24 protein-coding genes are annotated in these 21836 nt (G+C 69.5%); 10 read left to right on the top strand and 14 right to left on the bottom strand.

The annotated features are described in order from the left end of the window. Positions 1 to 12 precede the first annotated feature (12 nt). Entirely contained in the window at positions 13 to 477 is a 465-nt protein-coding gene (locus tag AC3WLN_RS07235) for a hypothetical protein (protein ID WP_492480367.1), read from the top strand. Positions 478 to 528: 51 nt separating this feature from the next. Then, positions 529 to 1482, top strand: a complete 954-nt coding sequence (gene ubiA, locus AC3WLN_RS07240) for a 4-hydroxybenzoate octaprenyltransferase (protein WP_492480368.1) — start codon at positions 529 to 531, stop codon at positions 1480 to 1482. Positions 1483 to 1497: 15 nt separating this feature from the next. On the opposite strand, the gene AC3WLN_RS07245 is transcribed toward ubiA, so the two are convergent. After that, entirely contained in the window at positions 1498 to 1977 is a 480-nt protein-coding gene (locus AC3WLN_RS07245) for a DUF6101 family protein (protein ID WP_492480403.1), read from the bottom strand. A gap of 334 nt (positions 1978 to 2311) precedes the next feature. On the opposite strand from AC3WLN_RS07245, the gene AC3WLN_RS07250 reads away from it, so the two are divergent. Then, positions 2312 to 3139 (top strand): 3'(2'),5'-bisphosphate nucleotidase CysQ, encoded by an 828-nt coding sequence (locus AC3WLN_RS07250; RefSeq protein WP_492480369.1) that lies wholly within the window; start codon positions 2312 to 2314, stop codon positions 3137 to 3139. A gap of 130 nt (positions 3140 to 3269) precedes the next feature. On the opposite strand, the gene AC3WLN_RS07255 is transcribed toward AC3WLN_RS07250, so the two are convergent. Together AC3WLN_RS07255 and AC3WLN_RS07260 are read right to left on the bottom strand one after the other, a co-directional pair. Next, a complete protein-coding gene (locus AC3WLN_RS07255) occupies positions 3270 to 3500 on the bottom strand; it encodes an AsnC family transcriptional regulator (RefSeq protein ID WP_492480370.1) in 231 nt (76 codons plus the stop codon). A gap of 207 nt (positions 3501 to 3707) precedes the next feature. Continuing rightward, a complete protein-coding gene (locus AC3WLN_RS07260; RefSeq protein WP_055956856.1) occupies positions 3708 to 3917 on the bottom strand; it encodes a cold-shock protein in 210 nt (69 codons plus the stop codon). A gap of 289 nt (positions 3918 to 4206) precedes the next feature. Here AC3WLN_RS07260 and AC3WLN_RS07265 point away from each other — a divergent pair, with 289 nt between their 5' ends. Beyond that, positions 4207 to 4596, top strand: a complete 390-nt coding sequence (locus AC3WLN_RS07265) for a hypothetical protein (RefSeq protein WP_492480371.1) — start codon at positions 4207 to 4209, stop codon at positions 4594 to 4596. Positions 4597 to 4602: 6 nt separating this feature from the next. On the opposite strand, the gene AC3WLN_RS07270 is transcribed toward AC3WLN_RS07265, so the two are convergent. Continuing rightward, complete coding sequence (locus tag AC3WLN_RS07270; RefSeq protein ID WP_463780926.1) at positions 4603 to 4821, bottom strand: hypothetical protein; 219 nt, start codon at positions 4819 to 4821, stop codon at positions 4603 to 4605. 158 nt (positions 4822 to 4979) lie between these two features. Between AC3WLN_RS07270 and AC3WLN_RS07275 the strand changes: the two genes are divergently transcribed. Next, a complete protein-coding gene (locus AC3WLN_RS07275; protein WP_492480372.1) occupies positions 4980 to 5555 on the top strand; it encodes a type 1 glutamine amidotransferase domain-containing protein in 576 nt (191 codons plus the stop codon). A 95-nt stretch (positions 5556 to 5650) separates the two neighbouring features. Here the strand turns inward: AC3WLN_RS07275 and AC3WLN_RS07280 are convergent, their stop codons facing one another. The 6 genes from AC3WLN_RS07280 to AC3WLN_RS07305 form a co-directional block, all read right to left on the bottom strand. After that, positions 5651 to 5947, bottom strand: a complete 297-nt coding sequence (locus AC3WLN_RS07280; RefSeq protein WP_492480373.1) for a hypothetical protein — start codon at positions 5945 to 5947, stop codon at positions 5651 to 5653. A gap of 369 nt (positions 5948 to 6316) precedes the next feature. Next, positions 6317 to 7168: an NAD(P)-dependent oxidoreductase gene (locus AC3WLN_RS07285; RefSeq protein ID WP_492480374.1), complete on the bottom strand. Its 852-nt coding sequence runs from the start codon at positions 7166 to 7168 to the stop codon at positions 6317 to 6319. A gap of 130 nt (positions 7169 to 7298) precedes the next feature. Next, positions 7299 to 8501, bottom strand: a complete 1203-nt coding sequence (locus tag AC3WLN_RS07290) for a pyridoxal phosphate-dependent aminotransferase (RefSeq protein ID WP_492480375.1) — start codon at positions 8499 to 8501, stop codon at positions 7299 to 7301. Positions 8502 to 8730: 229 nt separating this feature from the next. Then, entirely contained in the window at positions 8731 to 10131 is a 1401-nt protein-coding gene (gene cysN / locus AC3WLN_RS07295) for a sulfate adenylyltransferase subunit CysN (protein ID WP_492480376.1), read from the bottom strand. Between the two features lies 1 nt (position 10132). Further along, positions 10133 to 11074, bottom strand: coding sequence for a sulfate adenylyltransferase subunit CysD (gene cysD / locus AC3WLN_RS07300; protein WP_492480377.1), 942 nt, complete (start codon positions 11072 to 11074; stop codon positions 10133 to 10135). Then, positions 11071 to 11868 (bottom strand): phosphoadenylyl-sulfate reductase, encoded by a 798-nt coding sequence (locus AC3WLN_RS07305; protein ID WP_492480378.1) that lies wholly within the window; start codon positions 11866 to 11868, stop codon positions 11071 to 11073. The genes cysD and AC3WLN_RS07305 overlap by 4 nt, the downstream gene beginning before the upstream one ends. 297 nt (positions 11869 to 12165) lie before the next feature. On the opposite strand from AC3WLN_RS07305, the gene AC3WLN_RS07310 reads away from it, so the two are divergent. The 5 genes from AC3WLN_RS07310 to AC3WLN_RS07330 all read left to right on the top strand — a co-directional run bounded on the left by AC3WLN_RS07310 (position 12166) and on the right by AC3WLN_RS07330 (position 17630). Next, the gene (locus tag AC3WLN_RS07310; protein WP_492480379.1) at positions 12166 to 12672 is read left to right on the top strand and encodes an Lrp/AsnC family transcriptional regulator; all 507 of its coding nucleotides are present in this window, start codon (positions 12166 to 12168) and stop codon (positions 12670 to 12672) included. A 109-nt stretch (positions 12673 to 12781) separates the two neighbouring features. After that, a complete protein-coding gene (locus tag AC3WLN_RS07315) occupies positions 12782 to 14557 on the top strand; it encodes a diflavin oxidoreductase (protein ID WP_492480380.1) in 1776 nt (591 codons plus the stop codon). 76 nt (positions 14558 to 14633) lie between these two features. Next, a complete protein-coding gene (locus AC3WLN_RS07320) occupies positions 14634 to 16442 on the top strand; it encodes an NADPH-dependent assimilatory sulfite reductase hemoprotein subunit (protein WP_492480381.1) in 1809 nt (602 codons plus the stop codon). A gap of 224 nt (positions 16443 to 16666) precedes the next feature. Continuing rightward, the gene (locus AC3WLN_RS07325) at positions 16667 to 16864 is read left to right on the top strand and encodes a hypothetical protein (protein ID WP_055956893.1); all 198 of its coding nucleotides are present in this window, start codon (positions 16667 to 16669) and stop codon (positions 16862 to 16864) included. A 142-nt stretch (positions 16865 to 17006) separates the two neighbouring features. Next, on the top strand, positions 17007 to 17630 hold the full coding sequence (locus AC3WLN_RS07330; RefSeq protein WP_492480382.1) for a TetR/AcrR family transcriptional regulator: 624 nt from the start codon (positions 17007 to 17009) through the stop codon (positions 17628 to 17630). Positions 17631 to 17642: 12 nt separating this feature from the next. On the opposite strand, the gene pyrF is transcribed toward AC3WLN_RS07330, so the two are convergent. The 4 genes from pyrF to AC3WLN_RS07350 form a co-directional block, all read right to left on the bottom strand. After that, on the bottom strand, positions 17643 to 18338 hold the full coding sequence (pyrF, locus tag AC3WLN_RS07335) for an orotidine-5'-phosphate decarboxylase (RefSeq protein ID WP_463774458.1): 696 nt from the start codon (positions 18336 to 18338) through the stop codon (positions 17643 to 17645). A 49-nt stretch (positions 18339 to 18387) separates the two neighbouring features. Beyond that, positions 18388 to 19032: a uracil-DNA glycosylase family protein gene (locus AC3WLN_RS07340; RefSeq protein WP_492480383.1), complete on the bottom strand. Its 645-nt coding sequence runs from the start codon at positions 19030 to 19032 to the stop codon at positions 18388 to 18390. 74 nt (positions 19033 to 19106) lie between these two features. Continuing rightward, complete coding sequence (locus AC3WLN_RS07345) at positions 19107 to 21314, bottom strand: xanthine dehydrogenase family protein molybdopterin-binding subunit (RefSeq protein ID WP_492480384.1); 2208 nt, start codon at positions 21312 to 21314, stop codon at positions 19107 to 19109. 66 nt (positions 21315 to 21380) lie between these two features. Further along, positions 21381 to 21836 carry a (2Fe-2S)-binding protein gene (locus AC3WLN_RS07350; RefSeq protein WP_492480385.1) on the bottom strand — a complete coding sequence of 152 codons (456 nt, stop codon included), beginning with the start codon at positions 21834 to 21836 and terminating at the stop codon, positions 21381 to 21383.

A 21836-nucleotide genomic window follows, 5' to 3' on the forward strand; every position in this document is an offset into this window, starting at 1 on the left:
GGATCTCGAGGCATGTCGTTCAAGACCATCGCGGTGCTGGCCGCCGCCATCGCCGGCGCCGCGCTCTCCGGCAGCCCAGCCTTCGCCCAGGGCGCCGAGTGCGGCGAGATTCAGCAGACGCTCCAGGCCCGCAAGGATCTGATCGGCAAGGCCAACGCCGCGTCGAACTCGAAGAAGAAGATGACGCCGGCCGAGGCCTGCGCGCTGTTCGGCAAGCTCCAAGCCAACGGCACTGCCGGCCTCAAGTGGATCACCGCGAACAAGGAGTGGTGCTCGATTCCGGATTCCTTCGCGGAAGGCTTCAAGGCCGATCACGTCAAGGTGTCGGGCATCAAGACCAAGGTCTGCGGCGTCGCCGCCCAGGCCTCGAAGATGGAAGCGCAGGCTCGCGCCCAGGCCCAGAACGGTGGCGGCGGTGGCCTGCTCGGCGGCCCCGGCCTCACCGGCAGCCTGAAGATGCCGCAGGGTGCTCTCTGATCCTGTGCTGATGCTCGCCCGGACGAGTCGGTCCATCGCGCCCACCCGTCCATGGACGGCGTGAGTCCCCCGAACGCGGACCGCCGCGTCGCCGATGCGGTGGCCGGACATTGGGTCGACCGGATCGCGCCGCGCTGGGCGCGGCCCTACCTGCGCCTCGCCCGCATCGACCGCCCGATCGGCTGGTGGCTCCTGCTGCTCCCGTGCTGGTGGTCGGCCTCCCTCGCGGCCATCCGGTCCGGTGCCGCCTTCCCCGACCCAGCCCATCTGGTCCTGTTCTTCGTCGGCGCCGTCGCCATGCGTGGTGCGGGCTCGACCTACAACGACATCGCCGACCGCGACCTCGACGCACAGGTGGAGCGCACCCGCTCGCGACCTTTGCCCTCCGGGCAGATCCGTGCGCGCCACGCGGCCCTCTTCCTGGTGGCGCAGGCCCTGGTCGGTCTCGCGGTGCTGCTGCAGTTCAACGGCACCGCCATCGCGGTCGGCATGGCCTCTCTCGTGCCGGTGGCGATCTATCCCTTCATGAAGCGCGTCATGCCGGTGCCGCAGGCGGTCCTCGGCCTCGCTTTCGCGTGGGGCGCGCTGATGGGATGGGTCGCGGTCTTCGCGCACCTCGATGCGCCCGCCCTGCTGCTCTACGCAGGCACCATCGCCTGGGTGATCGGCTACGACACGATCTACGCCGTGCAGGACATCGAGGACGACGAGATCGCCGGCATCCGTTCCTCGGCCCGCTTCTTCGGCCGCCGGATGCGGGGGGCGATCGGACTGTGCTACGGCACCAGCACCGCCTTCATCGCGCTGGCCGCTCTCCTGGCAGGCGCCGGCCCCGTGGGCCTTCTGGGCGTCGCTCTGTTCGCGGCCCATCTCGGGCGGCAGGTGCTGCACCTCGACACGCGCGACGGACGCGGTGCCCTCCATCTCTTCCGCTCCAACCGGGAAGCGGGCCTGATCCTGTTCCTCGGCCTGGCAGCGGATGCCGCCGTGAAGCAGATCCTCTAGGTCTCGTGGCTCGGCTCAGCAGCGGGCGCCGGAGATGATCTCGCTCTCCCCGCGATGGATCAGCGGGCGCACCGGCAGGGCGCCCGTCTTGCGGCGAACGAGGAAGCGCGGGCGCCGGCCGTTGAGGAGGCCGTGACGGCGGCGGGTCCGGGTCCGGCCCAGAGCCACCGGCCCGAGCTGGTTCGAGACGCCGGCGAGTTCGCCATCCTCCTTGACGATCATCCGCGGCAGGCCAGACTTCGCGGAGACGTCGCGCCAATGCGCCACCACCTCGTCCTCGCAGAACGGTCCGAGGCGGGTGATGACCCGACCGGCGGCATCGACGAGCAGGAGATCGAAGCGGTCTTCGCCGCAGGCATCCGAATCATCTTCGGCGAAGGCGAGAGCCACGCCGGCCGGCCGGGCAGGCCCCTGGCGGTCGATCACCGGAAGACGGGACACCGCGAGAGTCGGGACAGTGCCGACGAAGGAGGCATCCGCCGACATGTCGTTCATGTTCGCGAAAGTGTTCATGGCTCGTACACCCTGTTGGCGCCGGCAACCTCTATGGGCCACCCGTCTATGACAAGCAGATTTGCGTCTAACCTCCTCAGACCAGCTTAAGAGTGAGCGTTAAGCGAGTATGGACAAGCCTGAAGCAGATGGAATGCTCAACGCTTCCTTGCTTCATTCCACGAGATTTGCCCGTATCGACATCTGCGTCACTCTGCTTGTGACAACCCACCCGGCACCGTACAACGAAGGTCGCGCCGCCCTCCAGGCACTCATGCCGGGGCGACGGGCTCTTCAACAAGCGCCCAGCCAGACCTCCAGACCCGTATGGAGACGCATGTCCGACCCGATCGCCCCGGAAGCCGCGCACGCCCTCGTTCCCGCCCTGCGCGAGACGATCCGTGAAGCGGCCGCCCTCGCCCTGCCGTTCTACAGGGCGGGGGGACAGACGGGCGCGCGGGTGTGGTCGAAGGCCGGCGGGTCTCCGGTGACCGAGGCCGACGTCGCGGTGGACACCTTCCTGAAGGTCCGCCTCAGCGCGATGCTGCCGCGGGCCGCCTGGCTCTCGGAGGAGACCAGCGACAATCCGGTGCGCCTCGATGCAGGCCTGGTCTGGATCGTCGATCCCATCGATGGAACGCGCGCCTTCATGTCGGGGCATCCCGACTGGTCGATCGCCGTGGCCCTCCTCTCGGCGGGGCAGCCGATCCTCGGCTTCGTCCACGCACCCGTGACCGACACGTTCTATGAGGCGATTGCCGGCGCAGGCGCCACCCGCAACGGGCAGGCCATCGCCGTCTCCGGCCAGGGAGCCGTCGAAGGGGCGCGGGTCACCGGCCCGAAGCCGATGATGGACCGCCTTGCCCGAGGCGCCGGCGCGCACGGGCAGCCGGTCGATCTCGTTACAGTCGAGCGGGTGCCGTCCTTGGCCCTGCGGGTCGCGCGGGTCGCCGAGGGCTCCATCGATATCGGATTGGTCTCGCCCCATGCCCGGGACTGGGACCTGGCCGGCGCCGACCTGATCCTCCGCGAAGCGGGCGGCACGGTCAGCGACCTGCTGGGACGTCCCACGACCTACAATCGCCCGGACCCGGTCCATGGGGAGCTCGTCGCGGTCTCCAAGGGCCTGCGTGACGATGTCGTCGCAGCGCTGGCGCCGCGCTGAGCCCGCCTTAGGCTGCCGCCGCGAGGTTTCCGGAGACAGGAAAGCCCGACACCTGGGCGCCGGGCTCGACCTTGATATCGGTTCGATGATGAGATGCGATCCGCCCCGACAGAATCAGGGCGGCGTCGGATCAGTGATGCTCGCGCAGGGCGATCGCCTCTGGGGCCATGCCGAACCGCTCGGCCAGATGCCAGCGCAGTTCGCGCGGCGAATGGTAGTTGTAGGAGGTATCGATGAGGTGGCTGAGGTCGACGGTCTCGGCTTCGTGAGCCATCGTCTGCTTCAGGTGACCCACCTTGAAGGTCGCCGCATCGGTGACGGGCGAACGGACGCCGCGGCGTCGGGTATATTCAAACAACATATTTTTCTTGTGTGCTTTCAAAACGTGCAGATTTTGCGTGCAATGTCTCGGACGGGTCGGGCTCGACGAGCCGTCGGCGTCGTTGGGAGTTGCGGGACTTGCCGGAGCTTCGACCCCATCTCCCCAGAAGGGTGTCGGTCGCCGGCGGCGGAGGCTTCATCGAAGCCATTCGAGGTGACGCCAGCCCGAGGGCTGGCGCCGAGAGCGTCAGGCCGCCTGGAGGTTACCAGCCGAGTCCTTGCCGCTGCGCTTGTCGGTCTGAATCTCGTAGGAGATCTTCTGACCTTCAATGAGGTTGCGCATGCCAGCGCGCTCGACCGCGGAGATGTGAACGAACACATCCTTGCCGCCGTCGTCAGGCTGAATGAAGCCGTAGCCCTTGGTCTCGTTGAACCACTTTACAGTGCCGGTATTCACGAAATAGATCCTCGTATCGTTCGTCGATCAACAGCATGCGTCTACTCGACGCAAGCGGCGGATCCTCTTCGGTAGGCCTGACGGAATCAGCAGGACGTGAGACGCTTGCGGTACAAGATCCCAGCTCACCGATACCCGCTATCACTCATGTAGTCGCATCATGCGGCCGCAACAAGGCGTGCTACCCCACCGAAACAACGGCGGCTTAGCCCGCCCGCGACGGCAGACCCGGTGTCATTCGCGAGGGCGACCGCATATAAGAGTTCCTGAGCAAGCGGTTAGGCGATCCATGGCGGGCATCTCGGTTTCCCTCGAAGGGGCGAACATTCAGCTTTCCTTTCAGAAGGACGATCAGGCCACAGCGGTGGTGATGGATGCACGCGCGGCGCGCGCCCTCGTGCGCGCGGTGGGACACCTTCTCACCGCCATCGACGAGCCAGACGATAGCGACCTGTCGGAAGAGATGAGCGACGAGGAGATCGCGATGCTGGACGTGACGTCCTCCGCGATCGAAGTCGGCACCGACGAGAAGGGCCAGGCCGTGGTGGCGCTGCAGGCGGGTGCCCTGCCCCCGTTCCAGCTCCGCCTGACGGACGAAGAGGCCCGTCACGTGGCGACGAGCCTCTCCGAAATTCTGAGTGCACCGCGCGACGTGCGCGCCTCGCACGGCGATCACTGATCCGCGCTACATCCGAACGCCGGGATCGGTCGGACCGCCCGGCAGGTAATCCGGTTCGGACCCGGGGCCGGCCGGCTCGTCGATGCCCGGATCGTTGACCGGATAGGGCGTGCGCGGCCCCGTCGGCCCGATATCGGGCTGCTCGTCGGGCGGGGGCGGTGCTGGCAAATCACCGGGAATTCCACCCGGCAGCGGCTCGGGGATCGGCAGGCCGGGATTGGCCATCTCGTGGTTGGCCATGCGAAGCCTCCTGTCTGTCTGAGGGATGTGCGGACCAACACGGGCGGACGCGGCCGGGTTCCCGCCCCCGCCGGGCCCGCGGGGAACCTGCGTCCGGCAGGACTTGTTCAGTGCCGTACCCTCAGCAGTTCCGGAGAATTCCCATGTCTGACATCGGACAGACCAAGGTCTTGATCGTCGCCACCGATGGCTTCGAGGAGACCGAACTCACCGTTCCGCAGAGCAAGCTCAAGGAAGCCGGAGCGACCGTCCACGTCGCCGCGCCGCAATCACGCGCGGCCAAGGAATCCATTCGCGGCTGGGACAAGACCGACTGGGGCAAGAACGTTGCCGTCGACAAGGACCTCGAGTCGATCTCACCCGAGGACTACGACGCCCTCGTCCTCCCGGGCGGTCAGATCAATCCGGACAAGCTGCGCCTGGAGCCGAAGGCCCTCGAGGTGATCCGCAGCTTCCTGGAATCCGGCAAGGTGGTGGCCGCCATCTGCCACGCGCCGTGGCTCCTGATCGAGGTCGGGGCCGCGAAGGGGCGCCGGATGACCTCGTTCGCGTCGATCCGGACGGACGTCGTGAATGCGGGTGCGGAGTGGAAGGACGAGGCGGTCGTCACAGACCGGGGGCTCATCACGAGTCGAAACCCCGGCGATCTCGACGCGTTCTGCGCCAAGATCATCGAGGAGATCCAGCAAGGTAAGCACGGCAGCCGCGCGGCAGCCTGATCGGTCCAAAGGCCCACCGCCAATCCGCGCACGCCCGGGGTCCGGGCGTGCGAACGAGCCGGCACGCTTCTTCGCGATGGTCCAGGCACCGTATCCTAGCGCTTGGCGACCGCCTTCTGCACCTTCGCCTTCTCCGGCGACGCGCCGGCGAAGAGTTCCGAAAGATGGCGCTGGTCCAAGGTCTTGGCGAAGTCCGGGACCGGCTCGGAGACCGCCGCGGGTTCGGTGCGCCGTGGGGTGATCGATCCGGTGGTGACGGGGTCCGCAAGGTCCGCCTGGGCGCGGAGCGAAGAGGTCGGTTCGCGCTGCAGGCGCAAGGTCCAGTGAGCGGCGGTGGAGAGCGCAGCGACCGCGAGGATCGCCTTGATGCCACCCGTCAGGAGGCGTCTCATAGTGGTCAGGCCCGAAACTACGCGGTGGCACACGACCGGTTCCCCGGCCGACACCCACACTTGCCCAGGATCCTTAACGACGGCGATCGGCGTGATGGCGGCCTGCGTCCCACGATGGGACGAAGCCGATGAGGTGGGCCATGCGCCAAGGCAGCGGTTCCTGTTCCCCGCGTCCCTGACACGCCTGTCGCCACCCGGCCCACTAGGCCTCACAGAAACCCCGCAGAGAACTGGTCCGCGCGGTCCCGTCACGACAGACCCCGCCGCCATGCAAAGCCCGAGAGGGTTCGCGAAACCATCGGGCGCCTCGGCAGCAGGGACCGCCGATGTAGGCGGCGAAGGCTGAGCCGGCAACCGGCATCGCCCGCGTCATGACGGCTGCGACGATCCGCACGCGGCCGCGAAGGCCAGCAGGCGGGCACCGTCGCCCGCCTCGTCCGGCCCGGACAGGCGCGCATAGAGGTCGGCCGCGCCGGCGAAGACTTGGCGCCCGGCGGGATCGTCCCCGAGGAACGCGGCGATCTCGTGCATCTCGGCGACCCAGCGCTGCGCTTTGGGCAGCATGTCGGGCAGGCCGCGGGCGAAGCGCGCGAGGAGAGCCGGCTCGGTTTCGGCGAGTTCCGCCCGCAGGGCCTCGCCGGCCCCCGCCCGTTCGGCCCCCAGCACCATGAGGGCGGCCAGGGCCGTGAGGCCCTTGTTGATGCCCGCATAGGCCATCTTCAGCCCGGAGGCCGCGCCGATACCACCGGAATGCATCCTGAGGTCGACACCGAGGTCGCGTAGAGGTCGCGCGGATTCGGCGGCATCGCCCGACACGTGGAGGCGCGGACCGGGGGTGCCGGGCTTGGGCGGCAGGCCGATGATCGCAGCATCGAGGAAAGCCGTCCCGGTGGCTGCGACGATCCCGGCGATCCGCCGGACGGTCTCGACGTTCACCGCGTTGCAATCGACGTAGACGGGCTTGCGGGCCGCCGCCGAGAGGATCGGTGCCAGGGAGACCGCAAGCGTCTGGGCATCGGCCGGCGGGACGATGGAGAGCAGGAGGTCGGCGCGCATCAGGCCGGGCAAGTCGGTCTCGGTCATGCCGGCGGCGAGGGCCCGGGTCCGGGTCGCCGCGCTGCGGCCGTCGAGGACGGTCAGGACGTCGGCGCCGTTCCCGGTGAGGCGCGCGGCGAGCGCACTCCCCATCGCGCCGGCGGCCAGGATGGCGATCGTCGTCATGAGCAGGCCCCCTCCGAATCGCGAGCGACCGCGCCCCGGCTCTCGGCCGGGACGCGGTCTCTCCTGGATGCAAAGGTCAGACCCGAACCGGGGAGCGGACCCGGACGGCGGGCTGCGCCCCGGGGCGGTGTCAGCGCAACGAGCCGCAGAAGCGCTGGATCCGGGTGCAGGCCTCTTCGAGGGCGGCGTTGGAGGTGGCGTAGGAGATGCGCAGGTTGGGGCCGAGGCCGAAGGCCGAGCCGTGGACGGCCGCGACGCCCTCGGCCTGGAGCAGCTCGACCACGAAATCCTCGTCGGTCTCGATGGTCTTGCCGGCCGGCGTCCTGCGCCCGATGGTCTCCGCGCAGGACGGATAGACGTAGAAGGCGCCCTCGGGCGTCGGGCACTTCAGGCCCTGGGTCTGGTTCAGCATCGACACGACGAGGTCGCGCCGGGTGTGGAAGGCCTTGCGGAACTCGGCGAGGTGCGCCTGCGTGCCCTCGAGGGCCGCCACCGCCGCCCATTGCGAGATCGTCGAGGCGCCGGAGGTCTGCTGGCCCTGGACGAAATCCATCGCCTTGATCAGGGGCTCGGGGCCGGCGGCGTAGCCGATGCGCCAGCCGGTCATGGCGTAGGCCTTGGAGACGCCGTTCATCGTCAACGTGCGCTCGTAGAGGCCGGGCTCGATCTGGGCCGGCGTCACGAATTCGAAGTCGCCGTAGGTCAGGTGCTCGTACATGTCGTCGGTGAGCACCCAGACCTGCGGATGGCGCATCAGCACGTCGGTGATCTTCTTCAGCTCGTCGCGGGCATAGGCCGCCCCCGAGGGGTTCGAGGGCGAGTTGAGGATGATCCACTTGGTCTTCGGGGTGATCACCCGCTCCAGTTCCTCGGGCTGAAGCTTGAAGTCATGCGCCATGTCGGTCTCGGCGAAGACCGGGGTGCCGCCGCAGAGCACCACCATCTCGGGGTAGGACACCCAGTAGGGCCGCGGGATCACCACCTCGTCGCCGGGATTCAGGGTGGCGAGGAGCGCGTTGTAGATGACGTGCTTGCCGCCGGTGCCGACGATGGTCTGGGACGGCTTGTAGTCGAGGCCGTTCTCGCGCTTGAACTTCTTGGCGATGGCCTCGCGCAGCGGCACGATGCCGGAGACGGGCGGATACTTGGTCTCGCCGCGCCGGATCGCCTCGACGGCCGCATCCTTGATGTGCTGGGGGGTGTCGAAATCCGGCTCTCCCACGGAGAGGCTGATCACGTCCATGCCCTGCGCTTTCAGCTCGCGCGCCTTCTGCGTCATCGCGATGGTCGCGGACGGCTTCACGCGGGACAAGGCGTCGGCCAGAAAGCCCATGGGTGGTCACTCCCGTTTATTTTCGAAGGTCGGATCGAGCGGCGCGGACCCTAGTCGCGCCGTCGCGCACGGGCAAGGGAGACCTGCTGTTGCTGCATCGATCCCCCTGCAACCCGGCGCGGGCATGCCGTGAACGCGAACCGCCGCGACTCCGGTGGGAGCCGCGGCGGCGGGACGGCGTCGCGTCAGGACAGCCTCGGAATGCCGAGGCCCGTGCGGGGCGGCCCCGTCAGATTCCGCCGAAGACCCAGCGCAGCTTCGACAGGAAGCCGCCGCCGGAGCGCTTTTCGCGCACCTCCGCGGGCTCGTCCTTGACGGTGGTCGCCGCGGAATCGGCCTGGATCAGGCCGAGGGCCGCCGTGTCGGTGGTCTCGCGGTCGATCAGGATGAAGCCGCCGGTGTCGCGGTTGGCCGTATAGGCATCCACCGCCACGGCCCGGTCGAGGGTCAGGGTGACGTCGGCGATGTCGTTGGCGGTGAGGCGCGCGGCCGGCTCGGGGTTGCCGGTCTCGGGATCGATCCGGGTCCGGATCGTGGACACGACCGCGTTCACCGTCACGGTCCCGATCTTGGCGAGCAGCGTGGCGCCCGGCAGCAATTCGGTCTCGGCCGCCCAGAACAGGCGGGCGTCGAGGCTGTCGGTCACCCGCATCGGGGCGTCCGCCGTGACGATCACCGAGCCCCGCGAGGCGTCGATCTCGTCGGCCAGCACCAGGGTCACCGACTGGCCCTCCACCGCATGGGCGAGGTCGCCGTCGGCGGTGAAGATCCGGGCGATGGTCGAGGTCCGGCCCGAGGGCTCGACGATCACGGCGTCACCGGGCGCGACGCGGCCGCTGGCGATGAGGCCGGAGAAGCCCCGGAAATCCGAGTTCGGCCGGTTGACCCACTGCACCGCCATGCGGAACGGGGCGGCCTGCTCCTCGACGCGGACCGGGACCGCCTCGAGATACTGAAGCAGCGGCGTGCCGGTGTACCAGGGGGCGGCGGTGCCCGGCAGCACGACGTTGTCGCCGTTCTTGGCGGAGAGCGGAATCGCCCGGATCTCGGTGAAGCCGAGGGGCGCGGCGAAGTCCTCGAACGCGGCCAGGAGTTCCTCGAAGCGGGTCTGCGACCAGCCGACGAGATCCATCTTGTTCACCGCGAGGGCCACGCGCTTGATGCCGAGCAGCGAGACGAGGAGCGCGTGGCGCCGGGTCTGCCGGGTCAGGCCCTGCCGGGCATCCACCAGGATCACCGCCACGTCCGCCGTGGAGGCGCCGGTGGCCATGTTGCGGGTGTACTGCTCGTGGCCGGGGGTGTCGGCGACGATGAAGGAGCGCTTGTCCGTGGAGAAGAAGCGATAGGCGACGTCGATGGTGATGCCCTGCTCGCGCTCGGCCTGAAGGCCGTCCACGAGGAGCGCCAGGTCGATCTCGGCGCCCTGCGTGCCGTGCTTGCGCGAATCGCGCTGCAGCGCCGTCACCTGGTCGTCGAAGATCTGCTTGGTGTCGTGCAGCAGGCGGCCGATCAGCGTCGACTTGCCGTCGTCGACGGAGCCGCAGGTGATGAAGCGGAGCACTTCCTTGTTCTGGTGGGCCGACAGGAAGGCATCGTAGCCGAAGGCGTCGGGTGACTGATGGATCGTCATCTTAGAAATAGCCCTCCTGCTTCTTGCGCTCCATGGCGCCCGCGCCGTCCTTGTCGATGACCCGCCCCTGCCGCTCCGAGGTGCGGGCGGCCAGGGTCTCGCCGATGATCTCGGGAAGGGTCGCGGCATCGCTCTCGACGGCGCCGGTCAGCGGATAGTCGCCCAGCGTCCGGAAGCGGACCGACACGTCCCGGGGGGTCTCGCCCGGGTTCAGGGGCAGGCGGTCGTCGTCGACCATGATGAGCTGGCCCTCGCGCTCCACCACCGGACGCGGCTTGGCGAAGTAGAGCGGCACGATCGGGATCTGCTCCTGCTCGATGTAGAGCCAGACGTCGAGCTCGGTCCAGTTCGAGAGCGGGAACACGCGCAGGGACTCACCGCGCTTCTTCCTCATGTTGTAGAGGTGCCAGGGCTCGGCGCGCTGGCGCTTCGGGTCCCAGCGATGCTGGGCCGTGCGCAGCGAGACGATGCGCTCCTTGGCTCGGCTCGCCTCCTCGTCGCGCCGGGCGCCGCCGAAGGCCGCGTCGAACTTGTGCTTGTCGAGGGCCTGGCGCAGCGCCTGGGTCTTCATGACGTCGGTGTGGACCTCGGAGCCGTGGCTGACCGGGCCGATGCCGCGGGCGAGACCGTCCTGGTTGGTGTGCACGATGAGGTCGAGGCCGAGTTCCTTCGCGCGCTGGTCGCGGAAGGCGATCATCTCCCTGAACTTCCAGGTGGTGTCGATGTGCATCAGCGGGAACGGCAGGCGCCCGGGCGCGAAGGCCTTCAGCGCCAGGTGCAGCAGCACCGAGGAATCCTTGCCGATGGAATAGAGCATCACCGGGTTCTCGGTCTCGGCGACCGTCTCCCGCATGATGTGGATGCTCTCGGCCTCCAGGCGCTGAAGGTGGGTGAGCCGGGCGGACCGGCTCGCCGCTTGCGTGGTGAGGGGGGCGGCGCTCATCGGGCCATCTCCAGGGCGTTCGAGGTCGGGGTGGTTTCGAAGGCGGCCGCTTCCTGGCCGGGCGCGACGGTCTCGTCAGGCGCGTGGACGTGCAGGCCGCATTCCTTCTTGGAGGCCTGCTCCCACCACCAGCGGCCGGCGCGCTCGTCCTCCCCGACCCGGATCGCCCGGGTGCAGGGCGCGCAGCCGATCGAGGGGAAGCCGCGGTCGTGCAACACGTTGTAGGGCACGTAATTGTCGGAGACGAAGCGCTCGACATCGGCGCGGGACCAGTCGGCCAGCGGGTTGATCTTGATCAGGCCGCGCGCCTCGTCGGCCTCCGCCAGCGGCGTGTCGGCACGATTGGCCGACTGCCCGGCCCGCAGGCCCGTCAGCCATCCGGCGGCGCCCTCCAGCGCACGGCCGAGGGGCTCGACCTTGCGGAAGCCGCAGCAGGCCTGGCGGGCGGCCACCGAGTGGCGGAACCCGTTGATGCCGGATTCGGCCACGAACCGCTCCTCGGCCTCGCGCTCGGGCGCATAGGCGCGGATCCGGATGCCGTAGGCCGATTCGGTCTCGGTCCAGGTGTCGTAGGTCTCCGGATAGAGGCGACCCGTGTCGAGGGTGACGATCTCCGTCCGACCCTTGTGCATCGCGAGCGCGTGCGTGAGCGCCTGATCCTCGATGCCGAGGCTGGTGGTGAACACGAGGCGGCCCGGCACCGTCGTCTCGATCAGCGCGATCCGGCCCTTCAGGTCGAGGCTCGCCATCGCGGACGCGAGGTCCCGCGCCGCGTTTTCCAGTTGAGAGCTCATGAGCGACTTCGCGATATGACGTGGTGGACGTGACGGGGCGTGTCACTTGGTGGACGGGGTGAGTGACTTGGTGACGAGCGTGGCGATGTGACTTGTCTGGCACCTGAAATGTTCGCTATAACGAACGCTGTCAAGGCATGGCGGCCATCGATACCGGGCAACCCCCAGTCCGATCCCACCCGTCTCGCAACGGGCGGCGCCCCATTCCGTTGCCCGGTGAAGAAAATTCCTTCTCATCGGGCGGTCACGATGTGCTGACCCGCACGTCCACCCGGCTCACGAACCCGCGAGGCCAGCTTGGATTCGATCGATCTGAAGATCCTGTCGCTGCTGCAGCACGACGCCACCCTATCCATCGCCACCATCGGCGAGAAGGTCGGCCTGTCGCAGACGCCGTGCTGGAAGCGCATCCAGCGCCTCGAGGCGGACGGCGTCATCGACCGCCGCGTCGCCGTGCTCGATCCGGTGAAGCTCGGCCTCGGCCTCACCGTCTTCGTCTCCATCGAGACGGCGGATCACTCGCGCGAGTGGCTGGAACGCTTCGCCGAGACGGTCTCGGCGATGCCGGAGGTGCTCGAATTCTATCGCATGGCCGGCGACGTGGATTACATGCTCCGCGTCGTCGTCGCCGATATGCGCGCCTACGATACGTTCTATAAGCACCTCATCGCGACTCTGCCCCTCAAGAACGTGACCTCCCGGTTCGCGATGGAGAAGGTCAAGTCCACCACGGCCCTGCCCCTTCCGGCCCCGCCCGCCAACGGACGCTTCACCCCGACCTTGTCGGTGGTGGCCGGGGAATAAAATTCTCTTTTGCACTGCACACGCAGGCAGCTCCTTCTACCGTGACGTCGTTCTGTAAAACGGACAACCCCGTTGACAGCCGGCTTCTCAGGACGACATGGCTTTCCACATGGCACGACACGCGATCATTCCCCGCACGGCTCCCTTCGGCGACACCGAACGCGCGAGCCTCGACGCCGTCCTCGGCGCCGCCTCCCCGATCCAGCGCGCCTGGCTCGCGGGCTTCCTCGCCGGCCTCGACGCGAGCGGCGCCCCGCAGGCCGCCGCGGCGCCGGCCGCTCCGCCCAAGGCCGCCGAGCCCCTGACCATCCTGTTCGCGAGCGAGTCGGGCAATTCCGAGAAGCTCGCCGGCGACATGGCCAAGCTCGCCCGCAAGAACGGCTTCAAGCCGAAGGTCGTCGATTTCGCCGACCTGGAGATCGCCAGCCTCGCAGGCGAGAAGCGCGTGGTCGCCATCGCAGCCACCTGGGGCGAGGGCGAGCCGCCGGCCCGGGCCGTGCGCGCCTACAACGAGCTGATGGGCGACGGCGCCCCGCGCCTCGACGGCGTGTCCTTCGGCGTGCTGTCGCTGGGCGACACCTCCTACGCGGAGTTCTGCGCCATCGGAAAGGCGCTGGACGCCCGCTTCGAGGCCCTGGGCGGCACCCGGGCCCATGAGCGCGCCGACCTCGACCTCGATTTCGAGACGCCGGCCGCCGCCTGGATCAAGGACACCCTCAAGGCGCTAGCTCCCCCCCCGAGCGCCGACAACGTCGTGGCGGTGGACTTCGCCGCCCGCGCCGCCGGCGACGAGGAGGAGGACGTCGAGCCGAGCCGCGAGCCCCGGGTCGTGGAGGTCATCGACCACGTCAACCTGAACTCGTCGCGCTCCGACAAGGAGACGATCCACCTCGCCCTCGAATTCGAGGACGGCGCCCCCGCCTACGAGCCCGGCGATTCCCTGGAGATCTATCCGGAGAACGACCCGGCCCTCGTCGACGAGATCCTCGGCGCCACCGGCCTATCCGGCGACGCGGCCCTGCGGCAGGCCCTGCTGGCCGAGCGCGACATCACCACCCTCTCGGCCACCACGGTGGAGCGCTTCGTCAAGGCGACGGGCCATGCCGAGGCGCAGAAGCTCATCGAGGGCGGCGAGCTGCGCGCCTGGATCGAGGGGCGCCACCTCATCGACCTCATCACCGCCTATCCGGCGACGCTGACGGCCGAGCACCTCAACACCATCACCCGGCCGCTGCCGCCGCGGGCCTATTCCATCGCCTCCTCGCGCAAGGAGGTGGGCGACGAGGTCCATCTCGTGATCGCGGCCGTGCGCTACGAGACCCACGGCCGGGCGCGCAGCGGCGTCGCCTCGACCCATGTGGCCGACCGCATCCGGAACGGCGCCAAGCTGCGGGTGAAGCTGAAGCCGAACCGGCACTTCCGCCTGCCGCAGGACCCGGCCACCGACATCATCATGGTCGGCCCCGGCACCGGCGTCGCCCCGTTCCGCGCCTTCGTGCAGGAGCGCCGCGCGGTCGAGGCCCCGGGCCGTTCCTGGCTGTTCTTCGGCGACCGGCACTTCACCCACGACTTCCTGTACCAGCTCGAATGGCAGGAGGCCCTGGAGGACGGGTCGCTGACGCAGATCGACGTGGCCTTCTCGCGCGACCAGCCCGAGAAGATCTACGTGCAGGACCGGATCGCCCAGCACGCCAAGGAGGTCGTCGCCTGGCTCGACGGCGGCGCGAGCTTCTACGTCTGCGGCGACGCCACCCGGATGGCCAAGGACGTGCGGGGCGCCGTGGTGAAGGCCTTCCAGGACGTGAAGGCCCTGAGCCCGGCCGAGGCCGAGGCGGCGGTGGCCGCCCTGGAGCGGGCGCATCGCTACCAGCAGGACGTGTACTGACGCGAGCCTGAACCCTCCCCCCTCTGCGGGGGAGGGACGCGCACCGACCGCAAAGAACGCGACATTAGAAGACCGGATGCCCGCCATGGCCGACAAGACCACCACCCGCACCTACGAGACCCCGCCCACCGACCGCCCGATCTCGGACGCGGAAGCGGCCCGCGCGGCGGGTCTCGCCGCCAACGAACACATCAAGATCGCCAGCGGCTACCTGCGCGGCACCCTCGCGGACGGCCTCCTGAAGCACGCCACCGGCGCCATCTCCGAGGATGACGGGCAGCTCGTGAAGTTCCACGGGATGTACCTGCAGGACGACCGCGACATCCGGGCCGAGCGCACCAAGAAGAAGCTCGAGAAGGCCTACAGCTTCATGATCCGCCTGCGCATCGCCGGCGGCGTCGTCACCCCGAAGCAGTGGCTGGCGCTGGACGAGATCGCCACGACCTATGCGGGCGGGGCGCTCCGGGCGACCACGCGCCAGACCTTCCAGTACCACGGCGTGATCAAGTCGAACCTCAAGCGCACGATGGCGGCCATCGACGCCACGCTGCTCGACACCATCGCGGCCTGCGGCGACGTCAACCGCAACGTGATGGCGGCCACGAACCCGGCCCAGACCGGCGCCCACAAGGCCGCCTACCAGCTCGCCAAGGACATCTCGGATTCGCTCCTGCCCAAGACCAGCGCCTGGCGCGAGATCTGGCTCGACGGCGAGCGCGTGGTGGGCGGTGAGGACGCGGCCGAGATCGAGCCGATCTACGGCAAGACCTACCTGCCCCGGAAGTTCAAGACGGTGGTGGCGGTGCCGCCGTCGAACGAGGTCGACATCTTCGCCCACGACCTCGGCTTCATCGCGATCCTGGACAGACGAGGGAAGGTCACGGGCTGGAACGTCACGGTCGGCGGCGGCATGGGCATGACCCACGGCGAGACCGACACCTTCCCGCGCACCGCGGACGTGATGTGCTTCGTGAAGCCCGAGGACGCCCTGAAGGCGGCCGAGGCCGTGATGACGGTCCAGCGCGACTGGGGCAACCGCAAGGTCCGCAAGAACGCCCGCCTGAAATACACCATCGAGCGCTACGGTCTGGCCGCCTTCCGGGCCGAGGTCGAGAAGCGCGTCGGCAAGCCGCTGGCCGACCCCAAGCCCTTCACCTTCACGGGCAACGGCGACCGCTACGGCTGGACCGAGGGGGACGACGGCCGCCACCACCTCACGCTCTACGTCGCCTCCGGCCGGATCAAGGACTATCCGGACGGCGGCCCGCAGCTGCTCACGGGCCTGCGCCGGATCGCGGACGTTCACCAGGGCGACTTCCGCCTGACCGGGAACCAGAACGTCATCATCGCCAACGTGCCGTCCGAGCAGCGGGCGCAGATCGAGGCGCTGGTGGACCAGTACGGCATGATGAAGGGCGCCAGCGCCCTGCGCCGCAACTCCATGGCCTGCGTCGCCCTGCCGACCTGCGGCCTGGCGCTCGCCGAGAGCGAGCGCTACCTGCCGAGCCTGATGGACGAGCTGGAGGCGAGCCTCGCCTCCCACGGCCTCCAGGACGACGAGATCACCATCCGGATGACCGGCTGCCCCAACGGCTGCGCCCGGCCCTTCATCGCCGAGATCGGCTTCGTCGGCCGTGGCCCCGAGCGCTACCACCTCTATCTCGGGGCAGCCTTCGACGGTTCGCGCCTCGGCAAGCTCTACGCCGAGGACGTCACCGCCTCGGAGATCAAGACGATCCTCGATCCGCTCTTCGCGGCCTATGCCCGGAACAAGCAGCCCGGCGAGCGGTTCGGCGATTACCTGATCCGCGACGGCTACGTGACGGCCACGATCAACGGCCCGGACTTCCACGAGAACACGGGTGCGCTGAAGAGCGCCGCCTGATCGGGGCCCATCGAACCGGCGGCGCCGGAGGGCGGACGACCCTCCGGCGGCTATGGTCGCGGCGCCCGTCCGATCCGCCGAAGTGCAGGACAGTTGCGCCGCACCATGAGGGCGCCCGAGAGGGCACTCGCCAAGTCTAACGGCCACGCTTGAACTTCGTGAACCGGGCGCGCAACCGTTCCCGGCTCGGCCCGTTGTCTGGAGAGACAGCCGGGGAGGCCCTCATGGCCAAGCATGAGATCTTGAATTTCTTCGAACATCGGCGCGATGGCGCCTGGGTCTGCGTGAAGCCGTTCACGCTGACGACCAAGAGCAGCAGCGTCGATATCCGCCAGGGCATGCGCTTCGACTACGGCAAGCGCATCGGCGGCGTCGATCTCGCCGAGTATCTCGAGCAGCTGGGCTCCCAGTTCGGGTCCTGACCGAGGGAGCGTGCGGGCGCTTCGCGACGCCGCTCGGTGGCACGCGTTCGCCCGTGCGTGGCCCGTCGCCCTGCCGCGCACGACGGTGAGTGCGGCGGGGCGCGTCTTTGACGCCGAGGTGGCAACAGCCTAGTTTACCACCATGACCCGTACAGCGGCCATCGTCCGCGAGATCCCCGACGAAGCGGCCCCGACCACGCGCTGCCGTATCCTCGCGACGGCCGAAGAGGCGTTCCGGCTCGTCGGCTACCAGAAGACCACCGTCGCCGACATCGCCAAGTCGCTCCGGATGAGCCCGGCCAACGTGTACCGCTTCTTCGAATCGAAGAAGGCGATCCACGAGGCGGTGATCAAGCGCCTGATGGACGACACCGAGAAGCGCGTCGGCCTGGCCGCCGTGGCACCGGGCCGGAACGCGGCCGAACGCATCTCCGACGTGATCACGGTGATGCATCAGGCCTGCGTCGAGCGCTGCGAGGCCAATCCCCGCCTGCACGAGATGGTCGAGGCGGCGATCACCGAGAGCTGGGACGTCTGCCGCGCCCATGTCGATGCGATCGGGGCCGTCTTCGGCCGCCTCGTGCGGGAGGGTGCGGAGGCCGGCGAATTCGCGGTGGCCGATCCGGACGTCGCGGCGCGGTGCATCCACACCGCCATCATCCGCTACTGCCATCCCGCCCTGGTCAGCCGCTATCCCGATGCGGGCGCCCCGTCCCTCGACGCGATGATCGCCTTCCTGATCGGAAGCCTGCGCCGCAGGACCTGAGAGGCGCGGCCCCTATCGCATCTCCGCGACGATGCCCTGCGCCACCGCGCGGGGGTCCGCCGCCTGGGTGATCGGCCGGCCGACCACGACGTGGTCGATCCCGATCCGGCGGGCCTCGCCGGGCGTCATCACGCGCTTCTGGTCGCCGGCCTCCGCACCGGCCGGCCGGATGCCCGGGGTGACGATGGCCCGCTCCGTCCCGATCCGGGCGCGCACCGCCTGCGCCTCGGCGGCACTGCAGACGATGCCGTCGATGCCGGCCTCGGCCGCCTGCGTGGCCCTGCGGGCGACCAGTTCGGCCACCGGCAGGGCATAGCCGGCCTCGGCCGCGTCGCGATCGTCGTAGGAGGTCAGGACCGTCACGGCCAGGATCTTCGGGCCGTTGGCGCCCCGGCCCCGGATCGCGGCCTTCATGGTCTGCGGATAGGCGTGGACCGTGAGGAAGGTGGCGCCGAGATCGGTGAGCGCGCGCACCCCCTCCTCCACCGTGTTGCCGATGTCATGCAGCTTGAGGTCGAGGAAGACCTTGCGGCCGGAGGCGGCGAGGCGCGGCACCAGGGCGAGGCCGCCCGCATAGGCGAGGCGATAGCCGATCTTGTAGAAGGTCGCCGCATCGCCGATCCGGTCGACCAGCCGCTCGGCTTCATCCACGGTTCCCACGTCGAGGGCGACGATCAGGCGGTCGCGCGGGTCCTGCAAGGCGGTCATGGCTCTCTCCGGTTTCGCGGGCGAGCGATCCCGCGCGGGGCCGCTCCTGTCAACGGGGCGCCATCGCGTGCGCCACCTCCGTCTTGAGGACGGGCAGCAGCTCGGCCTCGTACCAGGGATTGGCCTTGAGCCAGCCGCTGTTGCGCCAGGAGGGATGGGGCAGCGGCAGTACCCGCGGCGTGCCGGGGGCCGCCAGGATCTCCCGCCAGCGCCGCACCGTGTCGGTCAGCCCCGCCTTCGACCGCCCGAGATGCCATCCTTGAGCGTATTGGCCGATCACCAGGATGAGTTCGAGGTTGGGAAGCCCGGCGAACAGCTCCGCTCGCCAGCGCTCGGCGCATTCCCGGCGGGGGGGCCTGTCGCCCCCCTTGGCGTCGTAGCCGGGAAAGCAGGCGCCCATCGGCACGATGGCGAGGCGGCTCGCGTCGTAGAACGCCGCCTCGTCGAGGCCGAGCCAGTCCCGCAGCCGGGTGCCGGAGGGGTCCATGAACGGGATGCCGCTCTTGTCGGCGCGGTTGCCCGGTGCCTGGCTCGCCACGCAGAGCCGGGCCGAGGCCAGGCCCTGGACGATGGGGCGCGGCTCCTGCGGCAGGGGCGCGCCGTAGAGCGGCGCGTCCCGGCAGATCCGGCAGGCGCGCAGGCGCGCCACGGTGACGTCGAAGGGAGTTTCGGCCGTGTCGATCGCGGAGCGCATGATGCCCTCCGAGATAGGCAGCGACCCGACGGCCGGCGAGGGGCCGTGTCGTCGCCCCCGGTCGCCGCCCCGGCTCAGGCGCCCTTGAGGCCGCTGAGGTCGAGGGGCAGCGAGCGCAGGCGCTGGCCGGTGGCGGCGAAGATCGCGTTCGAGATCGCCGGGGCGATCACGGGCACGCCCGGCTCGCCGATGCCGGTGGGCGCGGCGGTGGAGGGCACGATGTGGACTTCGACCACCGGCATCTCGCTCATGCGGGTCGGCTCGTAGGAATCGAAGTTCTTCTCCTGCACCACGCCGTCCTTGAGCGTGATCCTGTTGCGCAGGACCGAGGACAGGGCGAAGCCCACGGCGCCCTCGACCTGGGCGCGGATCACGTCCGGGTTGACCGCGACGCCGACATCCACCGCCGCCACGATGCGGTTCACCTTCACCTTGGCGTCCTCGGCCGTCACGTCGGCCACCATGGCGACGTAGGAGCCGAAGGATTCGTGCGCCGCGACGCCGAGGCCCCGGTTCTTGTCGGATACCTTCTTCGGGTCCCAGCCGGCCTTCTCGGCGGCGAGCTTCAGGGTCGCGGAGAGGCGCGGGGCGCCGCCGAGCAGCCCGAGGCGATAGGCGACGGGATCGGCGCCGGCCGCATGGGCGAGCTCGTCGATGAACACCTCCATCGCCTGGGCGGTGTGGGTGTGGCCCACCGAGCGCCACCACAGCACAGGCACGCCCTCGCGGGCATTGTGAACCTCGAAGCGGTAGGCGGGCAGCGCGTAGGGCGTGTCGGAGGCGCCCTCCACCGTGGTCGCGTCGACGCCGTCCTTCACGATCATGGTCTCGAAGGCGGTGCCGATCATGATCGACTTGCCGATGGTCCGGTGCTCCCAGCCCGTGATCCCGCCCTTGGCGTCGAGGCCGGCGCGCAGGCGGTGGACCACCATCGGGCGGTAGAAGCCGCCCGCCATGTCGTCCTCACGGGTCCAGACCAAGTGGATGGGCGCCTTGCCCCCGGTGGCACGGACGATGGAGGCGGTCTCGGCGAAGTAGTCGGCGCTCGGGGTGGCGCGCCGGCCGAAGGAGCCGCCGGCCCACTGCGTGTGCAGCCGGACCTTGTCGGTGGTCACCCCGAGATTGGCGGCCACCACGGCCTGCTCGATGGTCTGGAGCTGGCAGCCGGCGAAGACGTCGTAGGTGCCGTCCGGGGCCTTCTCGATGGTGGCGTTCAGGGGCTCCATCGCCGCGTGGGCGAGGTAGGGGAAGGTGAACTCGGCCTCCAGCACCTTGGCCGAACCGGCGATCGCCCCGGCGGCATCGCCCTTCCTCGAGGCGACGAGTCCGGGGCTGTCGAGGCGCTTGCGGAAATCGGCCAGGATCGCGTCGGACGAGCGGGTCTCGGCCGCGCTGTCGTCCCAGGTGACCTTGAGCGCGTCGCGGCCCTTCATGGCCGACCAGGTGTCCCTGGCCAGCACGGCGACGCCGGTGGGGATCGTCACCACGTCGACCACGCCCGCCACCGCGCGGGCGGCCGCGTCGTCGACGCTCTTCACGGTGCCGCCGAAGCGCGGCGAATGGGCGACCACCGCCGTCAGCTGCCCGGGGCGGCGGATGTCGAGGGAGTAGATCGCCGTGCCGTCCGTCTTGGCCACCGAATCGAGGCGGGCGACCTTCTTCCCGATGAGGGTGAACTGGTTGGCCTCCTTGAGGCGCGGCTCCTTCGGCACCGGTTGGGCGGCGGCGGCCTCGGCGAGTTCGCCGAACCGGGCCTGCCGGCTCGAGGCCGCGTGGCGCACCGTGCCGGACTCCACCGTGATCTCGGAGGCCGGAACCGACCAGCGCTCCGCCGCCGCCGCCACCAGCATGGCCCGGGCGGCCGCACCGGCCTTGCGCAGCTGGAACCAGGAATTGGCGATGGCGGTGGAGCCGCCGGTCCCCTGGACGGGGCCGAAGGCGAAGTTGTTGTAGAGCGTGGCATCGGCCGGCGCGAAGGTGGTGCGGATGGTCGCCCAGTCCGCATCGAGCTCGTCGGCCAGGATGGTGGCCAGGCCCGTCGTGTTGCCCTGGCCCATGTCGAGGTGCTTGATCACCACCGTCACGGTGTCGTCGGCGGCGATCCGCACGAAGGCGTTCGGCATCGGCGGCAGGGCCGAGAGGTCGGGGCCGGCGGCGGCCTGGGCGAGCTTCGCCGGATCGAGGGTGAAGCCGATGACGAGGGCCCCGGCGGCCACGGTGGCGCCGCCCAGGAAGGCGCGGCGGGACGGCACGGGCGGGGCGGCCTGACGGACCTTCAGCATGGGTGGCTCCAGTTCAGACGCGAGTGTCGGGAGGGGTCGAAAAGTCCGGGGAGGCGGGATCGACGGTCAGGCGAGGGTGCGCGCCGCCTCATGGATCGCCGCGCGGATGCGCTGGTAGGTGCCGCAGCGGCAGACGTTGCCGTCCATGGCCCCGTCGATGTCGGCATCGGTCGGCTTCGGGTTCTCGGACAGGAGGCCGATCGCCGACATGATCTGGCCGGACTGGCAATAGCCGCACTGGACCACGTCGAGCCCGCGCCAGGCGGTGTGGACCGCCTCGGCGACCTTGCCGGACACGCCCTCGATGGTGGTGATCTTGGCCGCGCCCACATCGCCGATGCGGGTCTGGCAGGCACGGACGGGCTGCCCGTCGAGATGGACCGTGCAGGCGCCGCACTGGGCGATGCCGCAGCCGTACTTCGTACCGGTCTGGTTGAGGTGGTCGCGCAGGGCCCAGAGGAGCGGCATCTCGGGGTCGGCATCGACCTCGTGGGAGACCCCGTTGACGGTGAGTTTCAGCAT

This window comes from Methylobacterium sp. FW306-05-D (assembly GCF_058782155.1).

What these genes read in the sequence shown, in the direction of transcription:
- AC3WLN_RS07305 (WP_492480378.1), bottom strand. Translation starts at nt 11,868, where the DNA reads ATGAGCTCTCAACTGGAAAACGCGGCGCGGGACCTCGCGTCCGCGATG.
- AC3WLN_RS07325 (WP_055956893.1), top strand. Translation starts at nt 16,667, where the DNA reads ATGGCCAAGCATGAGATCTTGAATTTCTTCGAACATCGGCGCGATGGC.
- AC3WLN_RS07340 (WP_492480383.1), bottom strand. Translation starts at nt 19,032, where the DNA reads ATGCGCTCCGCGATCGACACGGCCGAAACTCCCTTCGACGTCACCGTG.
- pyrF (WP_463774458.1), bottom strand. Translation starts at nt 18,338, where the DNA reads ATGACCGCCTTGCAGGACCCGCGCGACCGCCTGATCGTCGCCCTCGAC.
- AC3WLN_RS07270 (WP_463780926.1), bottom strand. Translation starts at nt 4,821, where the DNA reads ATGGCCAATCCCGGCCTGCCGATCCCCGAGCCGCTGCCGGGTGGAATT.
- AC3WLN_RS07265 (WP_492480371.1), top strand. Translation starts at nt 4,207, where the DNA reads ATGGCGGGCATCTCGGTTTCCCTCGAAGGGGCGAACATTCAGCTTTCC.
- AC3WLN_RS07320 (WP_492480381.1), top strand. Translation starts at nt 14,634, where the DNA reads ATGCCCGCCATGGCCGACAAGACCACCACCCGCACCTACGAGACCCCG.
- ubiA (WP_492480368.1), top strand. Translation starts at nt 529, where the DNA reads ATGGACGGCGTGAGTCCCCCGAACGCGGACCGCCGCGTCGCCGATGCG.
- AC3WLN_RS07250 (WP_492480369.1), top strand. Translation starts at nt 2,312, where the DNA reads ATGTCCGACCCGATCGCCCCGGAAGCCGCGCACGCCCTCGTTCCCGCC.
- AC3WLN_RS07285 (WP_492480374.1), bottom strand. Translation starts at nt 7,168, where the DNA reads ATGACGACGATCGCCATCCTGGCCGCCGGCGCGATGGGGAGTGCGCTC.
- AC3WLN_RS07315 (WP_492480380.1), top strand. Translation starts at nt 12,782, where the DNA reads ATGGCACGACACGCGATCATTCCCCGCACGGCTCCCTTCGGCGACACC.
- AC3WLN_RS07235 (WP_492480367.1), top strand. Translation starts at nt 13, where the DNA reads ATGTCGTTCAAGACCATCGCGGTGCTGGCCGCCGCCATCGCCGGCGCC.
- AC3WLN_RS07245 (WP_492480403.1), bottom strand. Translation starts at nt 1,977, where the DNA reads ATGAACGACATGTCGGCGGATGCCTCCTTCGTCGGCACTGTCCCGACT.
- AC3WLN_RS07290 (WP_492480375.1), bottom strand. Translation starts at nt 8,501, where the DNA reads ATGGGCTTTCTGGCCGACGCCTTGTCCCGCGTGAAGCCGTCCGCGACC.
- AC3WLN_RS07275 (WP_492480372.1), top strand. Translation starts at nt 4,980, where the DNA reads ATGTCTGACATCGGACAGACCAAGGTCTTGATCGTCGCCACCGATGGC.
- cysN (WP_492480376.1), bottom strand. Translation starts at nt 10,131, where the DNA reads ATGACGATCCATCAGTCACCCGACGCCTTCGGCTACGATGCCTTCCTG.
- AC3WLN_RS07280 (WP_492480373.1), bottom strand. Translation starts at nt 5,947, where the DNA reads ATGAGACGCCTCCTGACGGGTGGCATCAAGGCGATCCTCGCGGTCGCT.
- AC3WLN_RS07350 (WP_492480385.1), bottom strand. Translation starts at nt 21,836, where the DNA reads ATGCTGAAACTCACCGTCAACGGGGTCTCCCACGAGGTCGATGCCGAC.
- cysD (WP_492480377.1), bottom strand. Translation starts at nt 11,074, where the DNA reads ATGAGCGCCGCCCCCCTCACCACGCAAGCGGCGAGCCGGTCCGCCCGG.
- AC3WLN_RS07255 (WP_492480370.1), bottom strand. Translation starts at nt 3,500, where the DNA reads ATGTTGTTTGAATATACCCGACGCCGCGGCGTCCGTTCGCCCGTCACC.
- AC3WLN_RS07330 (WP_492480382.1), top strand. Translation starts at nt 17,007, where the DNA reads ATGACCCGTACAGCGGCCATCGTCCGCGAGATCCCCGACGAAGCGGCC.
- AC3WLN_RS07345 (WP_492480384.1), bottom strand. Translation starts at nt 21,314, where the DNA reads ATGCTGAAGGTCCGTCAGGCCGCCCCGCCCGTGCCGTCCCGCCGCGCC.